The sequence below is a fragment of the Pseudomonas sp. E45-MNA-CIBAN-0222 genome (assembly GCF_040310405.1).
GTDB classification, from domain to species: Bacteria; Pseudomonadota; Gammaproteobacteria; order Pseudomonadales; family Pseudomonadaceae; genus Stutzerimonas; species Stutzerimonas stutzeri_AC.
Window position 1 is genome coordinate 399,288 of sequence record NZ_JBEOPU010000001.1, and the last position, 14,090, is coordinate 413,377.

Below are 14,090 nucleotides of genomic sequence, written 5' to 3' on the forward strand. Positions count from 1 at the left end.
ATCAGGGAATCGCCACGCGACGGGTCTGGTCGCCGGCTTGGAACACCGCGGCGCTGCCATCGATTGCCTGCAAGCGCCATGGACCGACCGCATCACCGGGCAGCAGCACCTGTAGCTGGTCGGGCGTAGAGTTTCCACTGCTCGGCACGACGGACACGCTGAGCTGGCCGGCGCGCAGTTCGGCGCCGACGATGCGGAACGGCAGTGGCGGCGGTTCAGGCTTGGCGGCGGGCTTGCTCGATGTGCGCGGCTGGGTGGGTGTTGCTGCACGCGCGGCGGTCTGGCGCGTCTTGATCTGCTCGATCTCCGCGCGCAGCGCCTGAAGGTCGTCGGCGGCTGCGTAGCTGCTCAATGTTTTCTCAACCTGGGAAGCGCGTGCTTCCAGGATTTGGCGGGTTTCTTTGAGGTCCGCCGCCGTTGCGACAGGCGGACGCTGCTGGATGGTTCCGATGGTCTCAGCCAGGGCCACCGTCTGCGCTTCGAGGCGTTGCAAACGGGAGTCGAGCCGTTTCTCGTCGGCCTGGTCGCTCATCGCCTGGTAGCCGAGGGCCACGATGACGCTGAGACCGAGCAGCCAGAGCCAGAGCAGGCTTTGCATCACCACGGCGACAGCCGGGCGCCGCGAAGATTGGGGAGTGTTCATGGCTGGCCGCCTGGAATGGAGGGCATCAGTGGGAAGGTCTGCACCGCATCGGCGGCGGCCGGTTCGGGCATTGGTTCGATGGCCACGCTGTCGCCGGGCCGCTCGAAGCAAATCTGTCGTGCGCGGTCATCCGCGTGCAGTTCCCAGGCCGGACCAGCCAGGGTGAGCAGCGCGTCGCGCAAAGTCATGGGACCGAGATGCAGGTGCGCCGCCGGCAGCGGCAGTGCATACAACTCGATCACGGCATGTGCTGTTTGACACAGGCTGTAGCCGCTGCGTTTGAGCACATGCCGCAGCCCATCGCCGACCGTGACGCGGGCATCCGCCGGCATCGAAACATCGATGGTCTGCAACAGCAGGTCGCGCTGCGCCGCCGTGGGGGCCAGCTCGACCAACGTGTAGCGCCCGTAGCGCACAACGGGGATGTACTCGGGTGCTTCGGGTTCGGGCGCGGTCGAGACTTCCTCGAAGGCATCGGGTGCGTGCGGTGCAGTCGTTGTCGCGCAGCCGCCAGCCAGTACCAACCAAAGCAGGCCGAGAAATCCCGCCAGCAGGCGGCGTTCGGGATGGTGAAACCACGGTGGAGAGGGGCACATGGCGCGTCGTCCTGAAACATCGAGCCCTCACCATCGCCGCTCGGGTCACGAGCAGCAGCAAACAATGCGAACCAGGCAGCGCCCGATTTCCCGACAGCCTCACTCCAAAGAAAAAGGCCCCCGAAGGGGCCAGTGAAAGCGCAGATCGGACTCTGCCGAATCAATCCCGAGCCAGCTTCAAGCCGGGATCGACCTGTGCCAGTTGGGCATGCGCCCAGCAGCGCACGAGCTGGCCGTTCTCGCCGAGCGGCCGGTCCGCCACCGCCGCCGAGTACTCGTCGGTGTCGCTGGTGTCGTAGCAGACGACCTTGATCTCGCCGGTGTCGCAGCGGATGGAGTGGATCTGGCCGTCGGTCATATCGACCACGACGACCTGCGGGGCAAGGCCCAGTTCGCGGGCGGCCGACAGGATGGGGCCATATTCGGCAGCGTCGAAGCAGACGAACGGCCCTTCGTACCGGGCTTCTTCGGCCAGATCCTTGGCTTTGTAGTAGTGGGCACCCTGATCGTATTCCTCCTGGGTGGTTCTGACCTTGAAGACCGGCATGTCGGGGGTGCCGGAAACATCGACGCAGGCAACAGCGACTTGCATCTCGATCTCGCCGCCGTCTGCGGGTTCGATCGAAGGGGTGTTGGTGTTCATGGAAATCTCCTTGAAATGAAAATGCGTAGCCATGCCCGCGAAGAACACGGGCATGGCTACGAGGTAGGAACAACAGAAAGCCGGCGGCACTAGGCCGGCGATGGCGTGGGGGTCAGGCGGCGACCAATTGCCGGGCCAGTGCGACCTCGACGGAATCACCGTCCTGGTTGAGCACATCCAGCCCCGATTCGGGCACGTCGCCCGAGGTGGACTGCGAGACCATGATCTTCTTGGCCATCAGCTCTAGGCAGGTCATCTGCGAGGAACCGGCGTAGCCGAGGTAGATCACGCGCACGGACAGCTTCTGCCCGATGCGCCAGGAGCGGCGTGCCGCCTGCTGCAGCGAGTACACGTTGTAGCCCGACTGCATGAACACGATCGTCGGAAACTCCAACAGGTCCAGTCCCGTTTTAACCAGCTCGGGGTTGGTGATGAGCACATCGATGCCACGGTCCAGTTGCTCGGCGATCCAGTCCTCGCGACGGCTGGCATCCACGCTTGCGCGCAGCACCGCCACCCGAAAACCTTCTTGCTCTAGCAGCACCTTCAACCGGCTGGTCGTGTCGCGTGTGCCGGTATAGACCGTGTAGGCCAGGACCTTGCGCCCCTGCGCCTTCTCCTCTTTGCAGATGTCGATCAGCTCGCGCTCTTTCGGCGTCAACTCGAACTCGTTGAACTGAGCCGGGACGAACGCCAAGGTGTTGCGCGTGCGCGGATGCACCACGGTTTCCGACCGGAAGCAGCAATCTGGCCAGGCCAGCAGCACGTTGAGCACCACACCCAGCAAAGTCGTATCGCGTCGTGCAAGAGCCTGTTTCAGCTCCGCGGTCAGCCGACCCGCCAGATCGCGGTAGGCCGCGGCTTGCGCCGTGTCCATCGCGACTTCTCGGAACTCCTCGTCATACGGCGGCAGGACGTTGCCGCCGATGTCCTTGAGCTTGAGGAAGATCGTGAACGGCAGGATGCAGCGCAAGACGCCCTTGGGGCCGAAGCCCGGGGCCTTGACCGTGCGCACCGATACCTTGGTGCCCTTGGCCGTCTTGTGCGCCGTGCCGGTGCTCTCGGAGTAGATGTCCTTCAAGACCCCGTGATCGCGCATGAACGCCATCGCGGCCGAGGTCATGCTGCCGCTCGTGGTCGGGCGGTAGCCGTCTTCGATCATCCGCCCCGGAAGGGCTCGGAACAGCAGGTAGAACAGGTCGTCCCCGTAGCCGCCCATCAGCGTGCCAGTCAGCAGCAAGGTCTTGCGAGCCTTCGCTGCCAGCACACCCATGGCCTGGCCTTGGGCACTGCCGCCGTTCTTGTACTCGTGCGCCTCGTCGGCGATGAGCAGGTCGAACGTGCCTTGCGGCAGGTAGTCGGGTAGGGACAGGCCATTGCTGGCCCATCCCCCCCTAAGAACCGTACGTGAGAGTTTCCCCTCATACGGCTCAAGCCTTTCAAAGCCCGCTTTCGCGGACCGGCTTCACCACCTTGAGACCATTGACGTGAATCTGGTTATGACAGTTTGGATGCACCATGATGAGATTGGTGTTCCCATCCTTTCCGCCATCGACCCGCCGAATGATGTGGTGGACATGCCACCCCGTCTCCTGCGTGATCAACTCTTGGCAGATCGGACAACGACGATCCTGTGCCAACCAGAGGTTGATGAGCTTCTTCCTGCCCCGCAGTGAGTTCTGCATCTTGAGGCTTACACGCTCCTCAAAGTACGTCTCCCACGTCGGGTCGAATGGATTGGCTTCCAACTTGATTGGCCGGTGTCGCCGAATGGGCGTATCCGTTGCCTTCCGCAGTGACGACAGGATGGGGTTCCCATCAGGGAACCTTTCACCCGTCGCCGCCGCAAACACCCAGTTACGGGTGCCTACGGAGTGGAAGTAGCGCTGCTTGATCCAGACGCTGCTTTTCTGCGGATGCCGACGAACGGCCCACTGCCACAACACACGCCAAATCTCATGATCGACACGCGCGAACGTCGCTTTGGACACGACGTGCTGGTGATAATTCGCCCAGCCTTGGATCATTGGGTTGAGCATCCGAATCAGCCGAGGCTGATCCAGCGCCTTATTGCCTTTGACCGCCGAGCGCACTTTCTCCAAAAAGGTCGCCACGTTCGCTTTCGACGGCTTGATCAACAGCTTGCCGTTGTACTTGCGCACGTTTTGCCCGAGGAAATCGAAGCCCTCGTCGATGTGCGTGATCTTGGTCTTCTCGGGTGAGAGCGTGAGCCCCCGTTCCCGCATGAAGTCCTCGATGATCGGCATGACCTCCTGTTCCAGTAGCTCTTTCGAGCGTCCTGTCACGATGAAGTCGTCCGCATACCGCACATAGTTGACCATCAAACGGGTCTGTACACCGTTGGCGTACCGCTTTCTTCCGAACGCAGCATCCAGTTTGGCTTCCAGCCCGTCGAGGACGAGATTCGCCAGAGTTGGCGAGATGATGCCCCCTTGCGGGGTACCAGCTTCTGTTGGAAAAAGTTGCCGATCTTCCATGTATCCGGCCTTGAGCCACTTCCTCAGAATCTCGCGATCCGTCGGTACATGACCCATGAGCCAGTCATGGCTGATGTTGTCGAAGCAGCCCTTGATGTCGCCTTCGAGAACCCACTGCGGTGCCACCTTCTTGGACAGTGCCGTGAAGCACTGTTCGATGGCGTCCGCCGTGGACCTCTCCGGTCGGAACCCAAACGAGCGTCCGTCCGCTGTGGTCTCGGCCACGGGTTCAAGAGCCAGCAGGTATAGCGCCTGCATCGCCCTGTCTCTCATGGTCGGGATACCCAGCGGCCGCATCTTCCCATTGGCTTTAGGAATATAGACACGCTTCAGCGGTTGGGGACGATACCCGCGCCGCTTGATTGACAACATGGCTTGAGACTTGGCTTCCGGGGTGGACCATGTGATGCCATCCACGCCCGGCGTCTTCTTACCTTGGTTCTCGGTGACTCGTCTGACGGCCAATGCTTTGCCGCTGAACGAGTGGGTCAGAATCCACTGCAGGGCTTTCACCTTGCCGTGTTTTCCTTCCCGAGTCGCCTTTACGATACGCGCCTGGAGCCTTCGCACTTCACGGTGACACGCAGCCCAGTCGATGCTGTGCCATGTGACCGATTCGTGTGAGGGCGCACCCGCGCAAGCAATTTCTTGCGTAGTCATCTGCAATTCCCTCTTGTAGAAGGTTGGACAAGTTTTCTCGTAGAGAAAGACCAAGTGGAAGTCTGCCCGCTTTCGCGTGGGATGATGTCGCCTTACGGCTCAACCCCTATCCGTCCCATTACAGGACGGCATTCGCTTTCTCCACATTCCTTTACCCGCACCACCAACAGCATTCCTTACGGTCTGCCTGCCCCGAAGGGCAGCGATACGGGCTTACCGTGTTTCGCTTGAGTAACGAGATGGGTTAGACCCTGCCTTTCCACCGGCGGTCATGATGTCCGTGTGCCCCCAAAACGGATAAAGAGCAACCGACCGCATACCTTTTGGTTCAAGCCTGTCAGCATCTTTGGCTTGTCATTCATAACGGTGTTTAACAGCAGTTCACTTGCGTTGGTCATACCACCCAGCCTAGCGCCGTACCCGCATTGATGCTCGCAGGTAACGCCTTGCCTCACGGCAGCGGCGCGGCCCGAAGGCCCAGCTACATTGTCCCGGCAGCTTCACACAAGACCGTTACCAGTCCTGCATGTGCCGGTAGGCTACTGATGACGGAACATCAGGTTCCTCGTCGGGGTTGCCCCCGTTGGAACAATTACTCAGGCGACTTCACGTCGCACGCGTTTGATGAACTCGGACGGCTGGTAGCCGCCTTCGCCAAAGCCGAACTCCATGTTGGCCATCGCACGTTCCATGCGGGTGGCCTGACGGTCGGAAAACACCAGCTCGCCGTTGCCGTCCATGAGATTGATGAACTCATGGATGTTGTCGCCGAGCATCGAGGCCAGGAAGCCGTCTCCGAACTTCTGCATCAGCTTCTGCGCGGTGACTGCCCCGATGGTCGGGATGCGCTTCAAGGCTTTCAGCACGGCCGAGGACTGGTCGTTGCCGGACAGGCTGCGTGGGCGGATCAGCGTCCACAGGGGCGCTGCGCAATGGCTGCACTTCCTGCGGTACTCCTCGGCTTCAAGCGCGACCGGGTTGACCGGCTCGCCGTCGAGGTCGGTGATGACCGTGCCGCAGTCCGGGCAGGCCGCCACGTCGCCGTGGCGGGTGCGCCGCTGGGTGAAGACAGGCTTCCAGTGGAACCCCATTCGCATCCTGACGCGCCCCAGGACAAAGAACTCCTGGCCGGTCGGCTGCACACCCAACTGCTCGCGCAGCTTGATGAGCTTGACCAAGGTATCGGGGCCGTTGAGCACCCAGACCTTCGCGCCCGCTACTGTCTCCTGGATCTCGCGCCGCCACTTGTAAACAAGGTGCGGGGGCGAGAGAACCAAGGTCCGGCGGTAGCCTTCGGCGTTGAGCACAGCGGCCGTGGCGATGCCGACGGTCGTCTTGCCGCAGCCCATCTCGCCATTGACGATCGCGGCGCGCTCGCCACGGTCAATCAGCAGCTCCGCGGCGGCGTGGACGACTTCGGCCTGGGCCTGGAATAGCTTGCGCTTGAGGCTGGCGACGATGAGCTGGCGATGTGCTTGCGGTTGGCCGGTATAGACCGGCGGGTTGGCGCTGTTGAGGGCGTCGAGCAGTTCGTCGCCGAACTCGCCGACGAAATCCTGAAGGCTCAGGGTCAGAGGGGAGGATTCCGCGTCGAGCAGTTCGCCCTGTACGGGCGCGGCTTCAGCGGCATTGGTTTCGAGATCGAGGGACATGGTGATGCTCCAAAGAAAAAGGGGCATGCACCACCCCCAGCGGGGCAGTGGCATGCCCCGTGGTGGGAAGTAAATCGACGCGTGGCCGACGGTGGTTGAAGGTGCTGGCCTGGGTGGCCAGCGGCTGAACCGTGCTCAGTCCTCGGACGGCAGAACGATGACGGTGGCGTGGCGCTCCGCGTCGGTAACGATGCGAATGGCCAGCCCCGGATGGATCACGTAGTGCGATGCCAGCGATGCGCCTGATTGAAGCGCGGTGCTGTTGGCCTGCCATTGCTGGACGTTGACGTCGCCCCAGTCGCCACGGGTGTGGCGCCTGAAGTACGGGATCGGGTCGAGGCGACCCGAGCGGACCAGGCGGTCAATGCCTTTGCTGAAGATAAGCGCCCCGATGGGGAACGCCAGGCTCTGACAGTAGGTTTCGATGCGATGTGATGCCATGGGCTCCTCCTTGATGAGTCATTGAGCCACGACACCCCTGCCGGAGTGAAGTGGCTCCGTCAGGAAAATGAGGATGACGATGTGGGGACGTCAGATCAGGTCCCGCTCTTCGGGAAGCTGGATCACCGTGGTCTCGTGGTCCTCGCTGGTCTTGACGATTAGCGCCAGGTCCGGCGTGATCCTGAACTGCGAGATCATCAGGTTGTCCTGTTGGATCGCCACGTCGTTGGCTTGGCGTGTGGCCTCATCGATCTCGCCCCAGTCCCCGCGCACATGGCGCTGGACATAGGCTAAGGGGTCGATCAGGCCTCTTCGGGCCAGCCAATGCACCTTCTCGCTCAACTTCAACGTACTCGGTGCGAACAACGGTTGCTTGTGCGGCGCTGGCCGCTTGAACGGATTGGGGAACATGGTGTTTCTCCTTCGATGTGGTACAGCAGGACGGCAGCGCGTCCGGTGGATCAGCGGATGGTTAACACCTCGCCCCGTGTCGCGGAGCCAGGCGTCATGTCCCACGCGCGGATGACGGGCACAAACTTGTCGGTGAGGATGCGGGTCTCGGCGATGGAGCCGTCTTCGCGTTCGGTGAATTCCCGCTGGAGCGTCTTGTCCTTGTGGGTGTCACCTTTGACGACGAGCACGCGCCCCGTCTGGGAGCGCACAACGCCGGAGATCGCGCCCGCGGCCAAGGCCAGGGCGAGATGCCAGTGGGACAAGGCTCGCGCCGGTGGACGCAGCGACTGCTGCGCGGCCCCCAAGTGCGTGTCCAGCGACGGCCAGAGGCCTTGCAGCCTGCCAACCTCGTCGGCGAACTGTTCGGGCTCCATCGTCACGCGGAAGAAATGCTCCGGCTCGGCCGGACTGGCGGGGATGATGTATGGCAAGAACGGCCACTCGCTCGGAAGTTCCTCGGCTTCGACTTCGCCAAGCCCAACCTGCAGCAGCAGGCTGCGCACGGCCTTGACGCCATCGGGGGCCTGCTCGCGCTGGCGCACCCTTCGGCCGAAGATCACCACTTGCTTGAACTGCGTCTCCACCGCTCGGTAGATCCGCAGATCGGTGTAGTGACGTGTCAGCCAGCCGACCAGCTCCGCGTCGAGCACGTAGCCGGGAACGATGAAGACCAGCACGCCGCCGTACTGCAACAGCGACAGCGAACGCTGATAGAACAGCTTTTCGAGGCGGGCACGGCCCTGGCCCTGGTATCCGATGTTGCCGTTGACGTCCTTGGACAGGTCGCCATACGGCGGGTTGAGCCAGAGCAACCCGAAGGACTGTTTGGAGACCATCGTGTCCATCAGGTCCGCGTGCAGGCAGTGATCGACCAGACCTCGGGCATGGCGTGCCCGCTCCGCGTCGAACTCGACGGCGAACGCCTTGGCCTGCTCGCGCCCGAGGGCATGGGCGGCTTCGGCGATCGCCACGCCTTCGCCGGCGCAGGGATCGAGGATGCACATCGGCCCGTCGCTGGGCATCAGTGCGTTGAGGGCTCTTTCGAGCGTGGGTTCGTCGGTCGGGTAGTACCCGTTCTTGGCGAAATTGCGGGCGAGCCGCGGGAACATGAGGGCCATGGAAGTCTCCTGGTTGGCGGGGATGAAACACGGAAGCACGCCAAGGCGTGCCTCCGTGGGTGGGTCAGGCCGCTACCACTTCCGGCGTCCAGATCTTGGCCGGGTATGGATAGGCGGTGAGCACGTCACTGCGGATCAGGGAACCCAGCGCCAAGGTCAGCGCCGGCACGTCGATGGCGAGCCGATGGCCTTCCAGCGGCCCGAGGGCGAACGGAAGGCGGGCCAGCATCTCGCGGCTTTGCAGCAGTTCCAGCACGGTCTCGCGCCAGTGGTCGAGCAGCGGCAACGGGCAGGTGTCCCGCACCAGCATCCACAGGCGGTCAAGCCGGTGGGCACTGTCGCGTGGCAGCAATGCCAATGCGCTGGCGTTGGCCTTGTCGGGCTTGACGCAGCGCCGGTCGAACAGCCACACGTTGGACAGCGAACCGAACAGCGTTCGCCGGTAAGCGCGGGTCATGCGCTTTTCCAGGCGATCGACGTTGCCGACGAACACCGGGACGCTGCCGCCCTGATCGGTGATGATGTGGAACTGGTCCAGTCCCTGCTCGTCGCGCCCGAGGGTCAGGCGAGCAAGGAACTGCTGGACGGCGGTGTCGCGCGCCCAGATGGACAGGAAGATCAGGTTGCCCTGGTCATCGCCGACACAGGCGTCGGCCATCACGTCCGGGCATTCGTCGATGCGGTACAGCGTGGAAGAAGTGTTTGCGGGCATGGTGGTGTCCTCGGATGAACGGGAACAGCACCGCCCCCTGGGGCAAGTACTGCCCCAGTGGGAAGAAAATCGCTCAGTCCGGCTCGAACTGCCGGGTGTGCGGGTTGAAGTGAAGCGCCTCGTCCACCGCCGTGATCGGCGTGAAGCCGTCCAGGTAGATGTTGTTGAGGTACTGGTCGCGGTAGGTCAGTGCCTGCCGTGCCTGTTCCTCGGTGAGGCCGTTGCTGATGAAGTACTCCAGCATCTCCTCGTCGGAGGACACTTCGTCGTTGGACAAACTTCCTTCAACGAGTGCCAGCAGCGAGGGTGAGAGCGCAGCCAGGATCGGGTCCATGTTGGTTCCTCCTGGCTCAGGCCATCAGCGTCGCGGCGGGAGCCGTGACAGCCGTGGGTGTGCGTCGCCGTGCGTGGTAGGCGCGAACGCCTGCACGCCAGTCGGCGGACTGCTCCGGTGCGAGGTCCAGATAGGACAGCGGGCACGAGTAGTAGTACGGGTGCATGGACTCTTCCAGCGGCTTGTAGCCCCACTGGTTGCCGCTGCGTTCCAGCAGATCGCAGCGGATGTAGCGCAGGGACTGGCCCGGCGCGAGATCACGATGCACACCCTCGACCTTGGCGGTCATTTCGACCACGGACCACAGCACGTTGCCGCGCAGTGCGTGAGCGATGACCTTCGCGCTGACGCGCTCGGTCTGCTGCGGTGCGATCAATTCCGCGATCAGCTCAGACCGCGATTGGGGAGAGAAATACCAGCCCATGAGAGGCCTCCTGGAAAAAGTAGAGTCGGAGGCCTCCCGCAGGGGGAGAACCCCGACGGGTGGTGAAAAGCCGATCAAGCGGCGATGACGTGTGCCGGACCTCAGTAGTCCGAATCGCAACCGGCCGGGCAATAACCCAGTTCGATTCCGTGCGAGCAATAGCCGTGTTCAGCGTTCCAGTCCTGGGCTTCCTGCCTTTCGGCCGGTGTCGCGTAGTCCCATTCCTGTGCGATCTGCAGCGCTTGTGCGCGTTGGTCTTCGGGCAATCGAGCAACTTGCTCGTCGATCGCGGAACTGAAGCGTTCGACGTAGTAGTCGTGAGACAGTCCGCACCCCTTGGTGGCTTGTGCGGCTTCCGTCTCGCAGAGAGCCCGCCAAGCGGGTTCATCCAGAGCGGAGCGAGGGGAATCGCAAGCGATGGTGGACATGATGGAGACCTCCAAAAAGGAGCCGAGGCCTCCCCCGCATGGGGAAGGAACCCCGGCGGGTGGATGAAGGACACCGCGGATGCGGCGCCCATGGTTACGCAGGTTGCAGTTCGGCCCGGCGGCTCCACTCCTGCGTCTTGAAGTCCAGCGCGTAGCCCAGTTCGTCCAGGCGGGCGATCTGCGCGCGCAGGGCGCGGCGGTCGATGGTCGAATCCAGCTTCACGGACTCGCCCAGCGGCCACAACAGGCCGAACAGTGCGGCGTCGCCATCCTCGGTGCTGCCGGGGGCAGCAGCCGTAGCAGGCGGCGGCGCGTCCACGCCGAAGGGCGTCGTATCGATCAGCGGGTCCGCGGAGGCCTGCACGGGTGCAGATTTGGCGGACCTGGATGCCTTGGAGGCCTTGACCGGCGTTGCCGCAGGCGGCGGCCCTTGCTCTTCATCGAGCGGATCGACTTCCTGTGGGGCGAAGCTATGTGCTTCGGCCTTGCTCAGCTTGTCGATGCCGAAAAGTGTCATGCCGTCCAGGTTGGCGCGCATCTCGAAACGCATGCTGCCGTCGCTGATCGGATAGCCTTTGAGGAAGATGTAGCGGAGGACGAATTCCCCTTGGTACTTGCCCTCGGGGTACTGCTCCAGTTCGGCATCTTTTATCGTGAACTTGCCGAGTTGGCATTCGAGCTTGCCAACGTTGAACTTTCCGTTGCGGCCGTGAATGGTGCGCAGCGCGAGCTGGCCCGGGACGATAATGGGCGTGGCCGATTTCTCGGGTGCCGATGTGACTGCCATGATGCTTCTCCTTGAGAAATAGGAAAAAGGCAAGGCCCCGTGAGGGGCCATGCCGGATCAGAACGAAGCAGCCAATGCCGGCTCCTGCTCCTCGACTTCACCTGCGGGCTCGCGCTCGGCGGACTCGGCAGGCTGCTCGGCAGCGGTGTCGGCAGCGTCCTCGGCTTCGGGCGCGGATGCGTCCTGGGCCTGCGGTGCCTCGGCTTGCGCCTGGCTCGTGGGATAGACCTGGGTGCCATCGATCTTGATCAGACCGATGTGGACCAGCGTCGATTCCAGACTCGCGGCCGGTTCCCCGGCGTGCTCGCCCTTGGTGCGGATGTACGGATCGATCTTCATGTCGTTCAGACGGAAGGCGACCAGCACTTTGCGATCCGCTTCGATGGCCTGCACGCACCGGCGAACCAGGTGCTCGGCTTCAGGGGTGGCGACGATCGTGTCGAAATACCGATACTCCGGTTCATCGACAGGGCCGGTCAGCGCTGCGATGCAGCACGACAGGAAGGGATCACCGTCTTTGGGAGTGACGTCCTTCGGGCGGCTGAGGTAGCCGATGCCGCGGGTGATCAGCTCGTGCTGCTTGATCGAGGCCAGTTCGGCCCGGTCAATCAGTTCGGTCTTGAGCAGCCGGGCCTTGAGAGACCCGCCTACTTCGCCCTTGCGTTCACCCTTGTCGCGGATGAAGGGATCGGCGCGCAGATCGCCAGTACGGAAGCGCACCAGTGGGCGCTGCTTGGGATCGTCAACGCCGATGTAGCGCTGGACGAGCTTCTTGGCCTCGGCACCCGAGACTTTGACGTCGAAGTAGCGGTAGCTGGGGTCCCTGGCAGGGCCGACCAGCGCGGCGATGGTGCATGCCAGGAAAGGCTGCGCTCGGCGGCCGCCCCTGACGGGCACTTCACGGACACGCTGGATGTAGCCGATGCCCGAAGTGTGGAGGTCGAAATACGATTTCTCGTTTGAAGTGGTGTTCATGGTGAATCTCCATAGGGATGAAGCGGAGACACACCAGCCCACGCATGCGGGGAGAGGTGCGTAACCCCGCGGTGGGTTGATAAGGCGAAAGCATCCGCCACCAGAGACTGGTGGCCGCTCGCGAATGGATGCGGTGCGAGCTGGCTCGGTCACGCAGTCGAAACTGCGCCGCAACCTCGAAGACCGATGGTTGCCTGGCATGTCGCTGACGACGTCAGCAGGCATGGGGGCAGCATCGCCGGGCCTCGCGCGTGCGACAGCAATCAATCGGCATCCGGGCGCTTCCCATTTTTTCCAGGCTGCCCAGTTCCGCCCAAAAAGAAGCCCCCAAAATGGGGGCTTCAAAGGGTATGCGGACATTTTTGACTACGCCGATTCCACCGCCGCCAGTGACAGATGCGTAGCGGTGGCGGACAGCTCCAGATCATCTGAGCTTTGCAGAATGCGAGTGAAAACGCTGTCTTTCGGGTCGAAGAACTCGCCGAAGTCGTCGCCTCCAAGTTCGGCGCGTGCCAGTTCCCACCAGTCATCGAACGGGTCGATATCCGGGTTGCAGCCGACGGCATAGGCCAGCAGCTTCACGCGGCCATCGGGGCGGCGCTCTCCGCGCTCGGCGAGGAAGTACACGCCCTGGTCCTTGGCCAGGGCGACGCGGCATTGGTTGGCGATGGCCTCGGCAAGCACGGGGCGCAGGTCGGAGCCTCTGAATCGCAGTGACATGGTTGAAATCTCCTGTATGGATTAAGAAAAAGCCCTCCACCCAAACGGATGGAAGGCTTGTGGGGCAGTCGCCGGTAGGCTATGGACTGGTCAGTCGTGCCGCTGGGCTTCCTGTCTGGCATGTCAGGCTGGAACCGCCTGACGTCGCCGAGGAGCTTTGGCGTCGATCACGCTGACGTCGATCAGGCGCCAGCGCCCGTCGTCGATGAGCCGCTCCAGCACGTCACCGAGCATGTCGAAATACACCTCGTCGTGCCGATCGATCAATTCACCGTCGCGATGCAGCTCCACCACGTAGGTGTCGCCGCCACGGTCGTAGAGGATCGTCACCTGACCCTCGAACTTGGTGGTTGAAACCGTGAAGCTGATCGCCGGCGGGGTCTCGATGATCTTGGAGGGCTTGGGATCGACCCAGACGAAGTCGCGGGCACCTGCATCGACCAGCATGTGGGTGATGCACCGGAACCCGTCGGGCGCGGGCATCTCCTCCAACTGCTCGATGAGTTGGCCCAGTTCCATGCACTGCGGCTCGGGAATGGGCAGCTTGGCGGGCGCTTTGCCGAGGATATGCCTCGTGATGGTGTAAGGCGTGCCATCCGAAGTCTTCTCGGTAACGACTTCCGGGGTGTCCGCGCGCAGGCCGTCGAAACGTCGCCGGGCGTAGGGTTGGACATGAACCTTGGCGCCCTCGCTCGGGACGGTGGTCACCAGGTTGGGGTCGAGCACCGCGAACTCGCTGGGCTTGAGCTTGACGACGATGGCATCGTCATTCGCCGCGACCACCTTGCCGTCGAAGGGTTGGGGATCGATGGCGAAGCCCAGCGTCGAGGATTGCGGCTGATCATCGAACACGCGGTACTTGAACGACCGCACGTTGCGGGGCACATGGCCTGCGACAAGCGAAGGCATCAGGGTCTTGATGAGAGAGCGATCCATGGGAATCTCCTTGAGAAAGAACAAGGGATTCCCCGCCCACAAGGGAGAGGTCCCTTGTGGGTGGATGGAC

General features: G+C 62.9%; 15 protein-coding genes and 2 pseudogenes. All 17 read right to left on the reverse strand.

Annotation, left to right across the window (positions count from 1 at the left end; translation table 11 throughout):
• Window position 1: 1 nt before the first annotated feature.
• The 17 genes and pseudogenes from AAEZ08_RS01780 to AAEZ08_RS01860 all read right to left on the reverse strand — a co-directional run bounded on the left by AAEZ08_RS01780 (window position 2) and on the right by AAEZ08_RS01860 (window position 14,020).
• Window positions 2-643 (reverse strand): hypothetical protein, encoded by a 642-nt coding sequence (locus AAEZ08_RS01780; protein WP_023093444.1) that lies wholly within the window; start codon window positions 641-643, stop codon window positions 2-4.
• Entirely contained in the window at window positions 640-1,239 is a 600-nt protein-coding gene (gene pilL2 / locus AAEZ08_RS01785; RefSeq protein WP_023093445.1) for a PFGI-1 class ICE element type IV pilus protein PilL2, read from the reverse strand. The genes AAEZ08_RS01780 and pilL2 overlap by 4 nt, the downstream gene beginning before the upstream one ends.
• 160 nt (window positions 1,240-1,399) lie before the next feature.
• Window positions 1,400-1,882 carry a hypothetical protein gene (locus AAEZ08_RS01790; protein ID WP_023093446.1) on the reverse strand — a complete coding sequence of 161 codons (483 nt, stop codon included), beginning with the start codon at window positions 1,880-1,882 and terminating at the stop codon, window positions 1,400-1,402.
• A gap of 112 nt (window positions 1,883-1,994) precedes the next feature.
• Window positions 1,995-3,239: pseudogene (locus tag AAEZ08_RS01795) on the reverse strand (helicase-related protein); the annotation flags it as partial.
• An 82-nt stretch (window positions 3,240-3,321) separates the two neighbouring features.
• Entirely contained in the window at window positions 3,322-5,040 is a 1,719-nt protein-coding gene (gene ltrA / locus AAEZ08_RS01800) for a group II intron reverse transcriptase/maturase (protein WP_033955702.1), read from the reverse strand.
• A gap of 617 nt (window positions 5,041-5,657) precedes the next feature.
• Window positions 5,658-6,692: pseudogene (locus AAEZ08_RS01805) on the reverse strand (DEAD/DEAH box helicase); the annotation flags it as partial.
• Window positions 6,693-6,827: 135 nt separating this feature from the next.
• Complete coding sequence (locus AAEZ08_RS01810) at window positions 6,828-7,133, reverse strand: hypothetical protein (RefSeq protein ID WP_023093452.1); 306 nt, start codon at window positions 7,131-7,133, stop codon at window positions 6,828-6,830.
• Window positions 7,134-7,223: 90 nt separating this feature from the next.
• Window positions 7,224-7,544: a hypothetical protein gene (locus tag AAEZ08_RS01815; RefSeq protein ID WP_023093453.1), complete on the reverse strand. Its 321-nt coding sequence runs from the start codon at window positions 7,542-7,544 to the stop codon at window positions 7,224-7,226.
• A gap of 50 nt (window positions 7,545-7,594) precedes the next feature.
• A complete protein-coding gene (locus tag AAEZ08_RS01820; protein ID WP_023093454.1) occupies window positions 7,595-8,704 on the reverse strand; it encodes a DUF6094 domain-containing protein in 1,110 nt (369 codons plus the stop codon).
• A gap of 64 nt (window positions 8,705-8,768) precedes the next feature.
• Entirely contained in the window at window positions 8,769-9,416 is a 648-nt protein-coding gene (locus AAEZ08_RS01825; protein ID WP_023093455.1) for a hypothetical protein, read from the reverse strand.
• Window positions 9,417-9,489: 73 nt separating this feature from the next.
• The gene (locus AAEZ08_RS01830; RefSeq protein WP_003050326.1) at window positions 9,490-9,750 is read right to left on the reverse strand and encodes a hypothetical protein; all 261 of its coding nucleotides are present in this window, start codon (window positions 9,748-9,750) and stop codon (window positions 9,490-9,492) included.
• Between the two features lie 16 nt (window positions 9,751-9,766).
• Window positions 9,767-10,174, reverse strand: coding sequence for a hypothetical protein (locus AAEZ08_RS01835; protein WP_023093456.1), 408 nt, complete (start codon window positions 10,172-10,174; stop codon window positions 9,767-9,769).
• A 101-nt stretch (window positions 10,175-10,275) separates the two neighbouring features.
• Window positions 10,276-10,602, reverse strand: a complete 327-nt coding sequence (locus AAEZ08_RS01840) for a hypothetical protein (protein WP_023093457.1) — start codon at window positions 10,600-10,602, stop codon at window positions 10,276-10,278.
• Between the two features lie 94 nt (window positions 10,603-10,696).
• Window positions 10,697-11,389, reverse strand: coding sequence for a DUF3275 family protein (locus tag AAEZ08_RS01845; protein ID WP_023093458.1), 693 nt, complete (start codon window positions 11,387-11,389; stop codon window positions 10,697-10,699).
• A 57-nt stretch (window positions 11,390-11,446) separates the two neighbouring features.
• Window positions 11,447-12,364, reverse strand: a complete 918-nt coding sequence (locus AAEZ08_RS01850; protein ID WP_023093459.1) for a DUF3577 domain-containing protein — start codon at window positions 12,362-12,364, stop codon at window positions 11,447-11,449.
• Between the two features lie 366 nt (window positions 12,365-12,730).
• Window positions 12,731-13,084, reverse strand: coding sequence for a DUF3085 domain-containing protein (locus AAEZ08_RS01855; protein ID WP_023093460.1), 354 nt, complete (start codon window positions 13,082-13,084; stop codon window positions 12,731-12,733).
• A gap of 123 nt (window positions 13,085-13,207) precedes the next feature.
• A complete protein-coding gene (locus AAEZ08_RS01860; RefSeq protein WP_023093461.1) occupies window positions 13,208-14,020 on the reverse strand; it encodes a hypothetical protein in 813 nt (270 codons plus the stop codon).
• Between the last annotated feature and the right edge of the window lie 70 nt (window positions 14,021-14,090).